We start from the raw sequence: 6988 nt of genomic DNA on the forward strand, positions 1-6988 counted from the left end.
TAGCCGATTAATCGCCCAAACACCGCAAATTTTTCACCACGCAAGAAAAGCGGCGCGTCATAGAACAGTCAGATGGCAGGACCGCCACAGCGGTCGCACTGAACCAGTCAAGAACAGATGCAGAGGAGGGCTCCCCGGTAGAAATACCGGAAAGCCCTCCTCAGATCAGCTCTATGCTGTGCGGATCGCATCAGCTAGGATGCACCAGTTAGGGTGCGCGCCCAGCGAAGCAGACTACTTAGCGTACGACTGGATGAAGTTCACCAGGGTAGCGGTACCGAAGCCGGTACCTTCCTTCGGGGTGAAGCCGTAGGGTGCCTCTTCGTTGAACGCGGGGCCCGCAATATCCAGGTGAGCCCAGGGGATGCCCTCGCCCACGAACTCCTTCAGGAACAGGCCAGCAGTCAGCGCGCCACCGTAGCGAGAACCAATGTTCTTGATGTCAGCAACGGGGGACTCCAGGCTCTTACGCAGGTAGGACTCCAGCGGCATCGGCCAGTACGCCTCACCCGCAGCAGCACCGGCTGCAATCACGCGGTCACGAATCTCCTCGTCACCGAGCAGAGCCGCAGTGCGCAGACCCAGAGCAGCCATAGCGGCACCGGTCAGGGTAGCGATATCCAAGATGACGTCCGGGTTCGACTCAGAAGCCAGAGCGATACCATCAGCCATGACCAGGCGGCCCTCAGCGTCAGTGTTCAGCACCTCAACGGTACGGCCATCACGCATGGTGATGATGTCCTCCGGGCGCAGTGCGTGACCGCCGGGCATGTTCTCAGCCAGGCACAGGTAACCGGTCACAGCAACCGGAACGTCCAGTTCAGCGGAAGCAACCACAGCGTTCAGCACGGATGCGGCACCCGCCATATCGCACTTCATGGTCATCATCGAAGCGGCAGGCTTCAGCGAGTTACCACCGGTATCGAAGGTGATGCCCTTACCGACCAGAGCCACGTGAGCCTTCGGGTTCTCCGGGGTGTACTTCACAACGGCAAGAACCGGCTTGCGGGGCGAACCCTGACCAACACCGGAAATGCCGCCGAAGCCCTCCTCAGCCAGGCGGTCGTGGTGGAACAGCTCAATCTCAATGTTTGCGTAATCCTCAGCGACCTCAGCAGCGAACTCAGCGAAAGTCTCCGGGTACAGGTGCGACGGAGGCAGGTTCACCAGGCGGCGAGCGTCCTTAGCGGTCTCACCCAGAACCAGGGCGTGAACCAGAGCCTCCTCAGCCTCTTCCTGGTCAATCGAGGAAACAATCAGAATGGAATCGATCTCTTCCTTAATCGAGTCCTGAGTCTTGCCGCGCAGGCCCTCCTCAACGAAGTTACCCAGCACAGCGCCGTGAGCAATAGCCTCAATTTCCTCTACCGAAGAAACACCGAAATCGAAAGCAATCTCCTCAGCGGAACCAACCAGCTGACGAGCTGCAGAACCGGCAGCGTAACGCAGAGCGTCCAGACGCTCCTGACCCTCAGCAGTATCAGAGCCCAGACCCGCCAGCGCCACAATGCCGGCACCGGTGTCCTCAAGACCGGGCAGACGCAACAGCTGATCGGGGGCACCCGAGGCGCCCAGCGCCTCCAGCAGCTCGTTAATACCCTCAACAGAGTCCTCAGACAGGGAGCTCGGCGCCAGGTACGCACCGTCCGAACCCTTCAAAACGCCCAGAACCAGAACGTCAGCTTCGAGCGCTTCAAGGTCGGTGCTGTGAATAGACAGAGACAGAGACATCGTTACTCCTTTGCGTATGTCTTCTCAAAATAGTCGGGGCACATCCTCGCGCCCGAAAAACTCAACTGTAGGCCCTCGAAGAGTGAGGATGAATACCGCCGCGCAAAGCCGCGCGGACTACTGCTTCTACTCTACACGGATATGTAGGAGGGCGTGAGGTTCAGCTCTCACCCCGAACAGCTGGCAGAGCAGAAAAGGCACAAGAAGCCGAGCTGCAGCGTCTTAAGAACGTCGACGAGACACTAAACAAGTTCACCTACTGCGAGAAAAGCCCGCACACTGTCGAGATAGGGCAGTAGTGGCATAAAATGAAAGACTACGGAAAGCGTCAGATAACAGAAGACGCCCCTTCGCCCCAACACCTCGGGTGCCGGCAGAAAACGCTAAGCCCCCCGAACGCGGCGCGAACCAGACAGAAGTGAGGAGGCGTAATGCTCAACCCCGAAGATCTCTACTTAGCCAACACCAAAATATTGGACGACCCCAGGATGCACGGGCTAACCCTCGTCATCGCCCTCTCCAGCCCGCAAGACGCAGGCTCCACCGCAGGTCAGCTCGGGCAGGTGCTACTCAGCGAACTCAAAAACATTGAAATCGTCGAGTTCGACAGCGACCAGCTGCACGACTATCGCGCCCGCCGCCCCTACATCCGCTACGAAAAAGACCACTTCGAAAAGCCGCAATACCCGCAGCTGAAGCTCTACGCCGTAGAAGACAGCCTCGACAAGCCGTTCCTGCTACTCACCGGTGCCGAACCGGACCTGCAGTGGCAGCGCTTCGAAAAGGCGGTGCTGACCATCGCCCAGCGGGTCAAGCCCTCCCTGGTCGTGCTGGTCTCCGCATTCCCCATGCCGGTGCCGCACACCCGCCCCTTCCCGATTACCGCGCACGGCTCCCGCAAGGACCTGATTCGCGGCATCTCCCCGTGGAAGCCCAGCGCGGACGTGCACGCAACCGTCACCAACCTGTTGGAAGTGCTCTTCACCGAAAACGGAATCGACACCGTCGGCTTCGGCGTGAACATTCCCCAGTACATTTCGGAGGCGGACCTGCCGCAGGGCACCCTCACCGCCCTCGAACACGTGGGCATGGCGGCGCACCTCTCCCTGCCCACCGAGAACCTGCGCGAAGCCGCACGCCACGTGCACAGCCAGATCAACGATCAGGTCAAGCAGAACCCCGAAATTGGTCGCATGATCACGACCATGGAGGAGAACTACGACGAGAATTTCCGCACCTCCGACATTGCGGTTCCCCTCTCGCGCCGCGACGCGCACAACGTGCCCAGCCGCGACGAGATTGGTGCGCTCTTCGAGCGGTTCCTCGACGAACAGTAAAGCGTGCGCAGTAGGGGAAAGCACTCGGGGTGCCCTTACTCTGCATGACGGATTATGACGCGGCACCCCGCGCCGCTGTGGACAAACCCCAGCGTACAAACGAACAATACGAATAAATCTGTGGAACCTTCGGACACATGAACCGAAATATCCACAGATTTATTTGTTTAACTCCGAACCTGCGCAAACCATGCCACCGTGAAGGCATGAACGCAAACAACATCTCCAACGGCAATATCCCCAACAGCGGCCACAACCACGGCGGCTACAGTAACGGCACGCCCCCGCCCATCCGCAACGAATACGACGTGCTCAGCTGCGCCCTCCACCAGCACGGCTACTGGCCCGACCACTCACTCATCATCCTCACCGCAACCGACAACACCCTCGGCCCCAGCCTGCGCGTCAACCTACCCGACGAACCCTGCACCCTGCCCGAACGCGCCGACTTCCTCCACGAAACCTTCACCAAACTCCCCACCTGCCACAACGGCGAAACCCTCACCCGCTTCTACGCCATCATCATCGACGGCGACAACACCGTACGCCAACGCCAACTCAACCCCGACACCGCACAGCTCGCCACCATCGACGAAATCCATAACGACCTCGAAACCCAAATCAACATCAACACCTGGCTCCACCTGCTCCACGACCCGCGCATCGTCAGCGAACTACGCTGCGAAGACGTCATCTACGCAGGCGGCGCCAGCATCTGGGCGCTCAACCCCGAACAGCAAGCCCTCACCCTCCTCGCACCCATCGAAGAACTCCGCCACAGCCACTACTACACCTGGCTCACCCGCCACGGCAACACCATCGCCGACACCGCCCAACACAACTACGCCCATAGCCCCTGGGACACCGACCCCACAACCAACCCCGAAACCCGCCACGACTGGGAAAACGCCGTAGAACTCTGGGCCCACACCCGTACCAACACCGTCCGGAACGACGATGCCCGCCGCCAGGACATTCGCACCATCTACCGCCAAGCCCAAGTCGACCTCTGCTACTGGGACGCAGCCATCAACGCCGCCGCGCACCTGCTCACCACCCATCCGGTCGATGATGCTAACGCGCCCACTATAGGCGATGCGCTGCGCGACCTCATCCCCGCCGAAGTCGCCGGGCACCTGCGCGCCTCCATCACACCGATAACCCTCAACCCCATCACACCCGAAATACTCACCTACCTCTCCGGATACGGGCTCAACCACACCCAAAAAGCGCTCGCCCACCTGCACTACTCCGCCCAATACACCTACCACGCCTTCGGCGGCGAATACCCCAGCACCAGCCCCAACTTCGTGCCGCTCGAACCACCCCACTACGGCACCCGCATCACCCGCAAAACCTACATACCCGCCAGCTTCACCCATGCACTCAGCTCCGCACCCGGCACCGAACAGGCACACGTACGCGCCGTGCCCGAAAAATGCGTGCAATGGCAAGACTGGATCCGCCGCACCCACCGCACCATCCAACAGAGCCGCACCAATCAACAGAACCGCAGCGTCCAGCGCGCCAACCTCAACGGCTGGGCACTCGAAAACCTCACCCCCGCCGACCACGCCAGCGCAGCCGAACTCAACACCATCAGCCGCGACCTGCTCCCACGCCTCGAGGAACGCCCCAAAGACCACAACGCCCACAACAAATTCGAAAACCTCAAACAACAAATCGACGAAAGCTGCACCAACAGCGAATACCTCACCAAACACCACGCCGTCTATACCCACTACCTCAACGCCCTCAAAGGAAAACTAGACAGCCCCCACTGGGCACGCCTCAACGCACTCGAACTACTCACCAGCCTGCTCACACCCCACAGCACCGACGGAGAATACGCCGCACTACGCAACACCCAAGCCTGGGCCAACTGGTACAAGGGCTACAGCACCTACGCCCGCATGCTCCGCCAAGAAGCCCACCGCCACACATTCGGAAATGACCTCAACATCCTTGACGTACACCTCAACGCGGGCAACCTACCCGCCTGGATCAAACACACCATCTGCGGCGAACCCGGAACACACCGCGAACCCATCAGCACCCTCAAACCCCGAAAACCCTAAACCCGGCCCCTAAAAGCGGTGCCTAAAGCGAAGTACAAATAGGGGAGGGGTGCGCCACCAGGCAGGCCCCTCCCACACACAACCGCACACAGCCGCACCCAGCCAAAACCAGGCCCATAAGCCACCCAAACAGCGCGTCAAGTTGAAAGCAACCAAAAATCTGCAATACTTATATATTGACCCCGTACAGTCAATGCGCTATAACGCGCCCTCAAACCGCTCCACACAACGAGCAACGGAACCCTGCAAACCACCCAACGCACGCGGAATAAAACCCGCCACCACAGCGTTAAAACGGACAAACGCAGCAAACACCCCGACCGAGGACGCCAGCACAGACTTGACAGGGTCTTAGGTGTTTTGCAAACAAAACACCCCACCACAAGCCAGAAAGGGTTCTAGTGGCACCTGCAACCAGCAAGAAGACCGCGACCGGCGACGCAACCGAAGAAACCGTCGCAAAAACCACCACCAAGACCACCCGCACCAAGAAGGCAACCACCAAAGCCGCAGCGGCAACCGAAGACACCACCGGCGCAACCGCCGAAACCGGTGCCGAAAGCACTGCCGAAACCGAGGCAGACAAGCCCAAGCGCACTCGTAAAACCACCACCAAAACCGCAACCAAGCGCAAGACCGGTGGCCGCCGCAAAAAGAGCGACGACGACGAATTCGACCTCGGACTCGACGAAGAACTCGAAACCACCGACGCCGAAGACGAAACCGACGAAGAAGACGAAGAAACCGTAGCCAAAAAAGAAGAAAAGAAGGCCGCGGAAGAAGTAGCAGCCAAGGGTTCCGGCTTCGTCCTCACCGCAAACGACGACGACGACGCACCCGCACAGCGCGTCGTCACCCCCGGCGCAACCGCCGACCCCGTCAAGGACTACCTCAAGCAGATTGGCAAAGTCTCCCTGCTCAACGCACAGCAGGAAGTCGACCTCGCCATGCGCATCGAAGCAGGCCTCTACGCCGAACACAAGCTCGCCGAAAACCCCGACATGGACAAAGAACTCAAAAAGGCCATGCGCTGGGTCGTCCACGACGGCAAGCGAGCCAAGAACCACCTGCTCGAAGCCAACCTGCGACTCGTCGTCTCCCTCGCCAAGCGCTACACCGGCCGCGGCATGCTCTTCCTCGACCTCATCCAGGAAGGCAACCTCGGCCTCATCCGCGCCGTCGAAAAGTTCGACTACTCAAAGGGCTTCAAGTTCTCCACCTACGCAACCTGGTGGATCCGCCAGGCCATCACCCGCGCAATGGCAGACCAGGCCCGCACCATCCGCATCCCCGTGCACATGGTAGAAGTCATCAACAAGCTCGCCCGTGTGCAGCGCCAGATGCTCCAGGACCTTGGCCGCGAACCCACCCCCGAAGAACTCGGCAAGGAACTCGACATGACCCCCGAAAAGGTCATCGAAGTCCAGAAGTACGGCCGCGAACCCATCTCCCTGCACACCCCCCTAGGTGAAGACGGCGACTCCGAATTCGGTGACCTCATCGAGGACTCCGAGGCAGTCGTCCCCGCAGACGCAGTGTCCTTCACCCTTCTGCAGGAACAGCTCCACTCCGTGCTCGACACCCTCTCCGAGCGTGAAGCCGGCGTGGTCGCAATGCGCTTCGGCATGACCGACGGCCAGCCTAAGACCCTCGACGAAATCGGCAAGGTCTATGGCGTGACCCGCGAACGAATCCGCCAGATCGAGTCCAAGACCATGTCTAAGCTCCGTCACCCGTCGCGTTCGCAGGTACTGCGAGACTACCTGGACTAGGAAACATCACCTAGATTGAGCGGACGTAGCCGGTTCCCGCTCGCGGGGGAGTGCCCCCTCTGCGGCGCTG

4 protein-coding genes are annotated in these 6988 nt (G+C 60.2%); 3 read left to right on the forward strand and 1 reads right to left on the reverse strand.

What is annotated here, in order from left to right; genetic code table 11:
* Positions 1 to 234: 234 nt before the first annotated feature.
* A complete protein-coding gene (locus tag HMPREF2712_RS05815) occupies positions 235 to 1731 on the reverse strand; it encodes a leucyl aminopeptidase (protein ID WP_070819492.1) in 1497 nt (498 codons plus the stop codon).
* 431 nt (positions 1732 to 2162) lie between these two features.
* Between HMPREF2712_RS05815 and HMPREF2712_RS05820 the strand changes: the two genes are divergently transcribed.
* From HMPREF2712_RS05820 to HMPREF2712_RS05830, 3 genes are all read left to right on the forward strand, one after another.
* Positions 2163 to 3068, forward strand: a complete 906-nt coding sequence (locus tag HMPREF2712_RS05820) for a PAC2 family protein (protein ID WP_005505492.1) — start codon at positions 2163 to 2165, stop codon at positions 3066 to 3068.
* Positions 3069 to 3274: 206 nt separating this feature from the next.
* Positions 3275 to 5146: a metal-dependent hydrolase gene (locus HMPREF2712_RS05825; RefSeq protein WP_070819493.1), complete on the forward strand. Its 1872-nt coding sequence runs from the start codon at positions 3275 to 3277 to the stop codon at positions 5144 to 5146.
* Between the two features lie 401 nt (positions 5147 to 5547).
* Positions 5548 to 6918, forward strand: a complete 1371-nt coding sequence (locus tag HMPREF2712_RS05830; protein WP_070819494.1) for an RNA polymerase sigma factor — start codon at positions 5548 to 5550, stop codon at positions 6916 to 6918.
* Positions 6919 to 6988: the final 70 nt, after the last annotated feature.

The organism is Rothia sp. HMSC064F07 (assembly GCF_001837265.1).
In the GTDB taxonomy this organism is placed as follows: Bacteria; Actinomycetota; Actinomycetes; order Actinomycetales; family Micrococcaceae; genus Rothia; species Rothia mucilaginosa.